The sequence below is a fragment of the Solemya elarraichensis gill symbiont genome, assembly GCF_002021095.1.
Taxonomy (GTDB): Bacteria; Pseudomonadota; Gammaproteobacteria; order Chromatiales; family Chromatiaceae.
Genome location: NZ_MPRK01000349.1, coordinates 1 through 1,299, shown reverse-complemented (window position 1 = coordinate 1,299; position 1,299 = coordinate 1). Strand labels below are relative to the sequence as shown.

At 52.8% G+C, this 1,299-nt stretch carries 3 protein-coding genes; 1 reads left to right on the top strand and 2 read right to left on the bottom strand.

Features of this window, described 5'->3' with window-relative positions:
- Positions 1 to 435: tRNA (adenosine(37)-N6)-threonylcarbamoyltransferase complex dimerization subunit type 1 TsaB (gene tsaB, locus BOW51_RS10850; protein ID WP_135568289.1), on the top strand; the 435-nt coding region annotated here is incomplete at its 5' end.
- Here the strand turns inward: tsaB and BOW51_RS10845 are convergent.
- Both BOW51_RS10845 and BOW51_RS10840 read right to left on the bottom strand, forming a co-directional pair.
- A complete protein-coding gene (locus BOW51_RS10845) occupies positions 436 to 861 on the bottom strand; it encodes a hypothetical protein (protein WP_078477712.1) in 426 nt (141 codons plus the stop codon).
- Positions 858 to 1,299 (bottom strand): DNA polymerase III subunit chi (locus BOW51_RS10840; protein WP_245828675.1); only part of this gene is annotated, 442 nt, incomplete at its 5' end. The genes BOW51_RS10845 and BOW51_RS10840, both read right to left, overlap by 4 nt.

Below are 1,299 nucleotides of genomic sequence, written 5' to 3'. Positions count from 1 at the left end.
GGGTTCGCACTCGATTGCCCACTTGTGCCTGTATCAACACTCGCAGGTCTCGCACAGGGTTGCTATCGTCGTCTGCAATCAGCGCGAGTCGCAGTTGCCCTGGATGCACGCATGCAGGAGGTCTACTGGGGTGCCTACCAGGTTGATGCAAACGCTGTGATGCGACTGGCAGGCGAAGAGCGCTGTTGTGCTCCTGCAGAAGTCAATCTCGAAGAGAGCGGCTGGTGTGCCTGCGGCAGTGGCTGGGACGCCTATTCATCTGACCTCAAGGCGGCATGTAATGGTCTGCTGGAACAGTTTGATGAAGAACCGCACTGCCACGCACAGGATATCGCAACACTTGCGGTGACACTCCTGCGTGAAGATGGTGGTGTACCTGCAGAGCAGGCGATGCCGGTTTACCTGCGCAACCAGGTCGCACACGTCAAGGCATGATCAGCTTTCGAGTTTTTGCCGGATTTTCTCTTCGACCAGCGGCATGATCTTTTCATCGATGATACCTGGCAGCGCATTGATCAACTCCTGCCTGACTTCATCCACCAGTTGCTGCACAATGTCGACACCGGGTTCATCATGTTCAGGTACCTCTGGTTCAGGTTCGACCAGGTCAGATTTCTCCAGCTCGGTTACTGTCTTGAGTTGCTCAAGCTTTGAAAATGAGAGGGTATCTTCTTTATCAGGTGCAGCGGGTGGTGTGATCTCTTCTTCAGAGCAGGCAGTTGGCGTTATTTCCCTTTCAGGTTCGAAAATCGGCTCGTCCTCTACGATGAACTCGCTCTCTTCAATGTCAGATGCATCGTCACACATCAACATGTCTTCAAGTGAGAGTTCCACCAGTTCCTTCTCTTGTCCGTCGCTCATGCCTTAATCTCCTGGTTTGTCAGAGGGTAGCCGCGATCACGATAAAATCGATAATGCTCACGGCTTGTCGTCTTCTGTCTCTCGTCATTATCCACCGGTTCAATCACGCGTTCAAAGCTGCTGAAGAAAGCCGGTATCTCCCCGGCCAGGTTGATCAGAACATCATGCTCACCGCGTGCATCTTCGCCCCAGTTGACGAGAACCGGATTGCTTTCGGAATCGGCATCAGGCATCAGGTCATGAGGGATAAAGCTCTGTTCCCGGAATGTCCACAGTAATTGGTTCATATGCTGTGCCTCTTCGCGTGAACCTGTTTGGATAACGACCCTGTGACCGGATTTCCACGCCTTCTCTGCAATACGGCAACCAAGAAAAAAGCGATCCTGCGTGCTGTCGGCAGAAAGAATGTAGAACTCCACGCGTGTCATCGGGCTTACC

Coding starts and splice junctions, on each gene's coding strand:
- BOW51_RS10845 (WP_078477712.1), bottom strand. CDS start 861: ATGAGCGACGGACAAGAGAAGGAACTGGTGGAACTCTCACTTGAAGAC.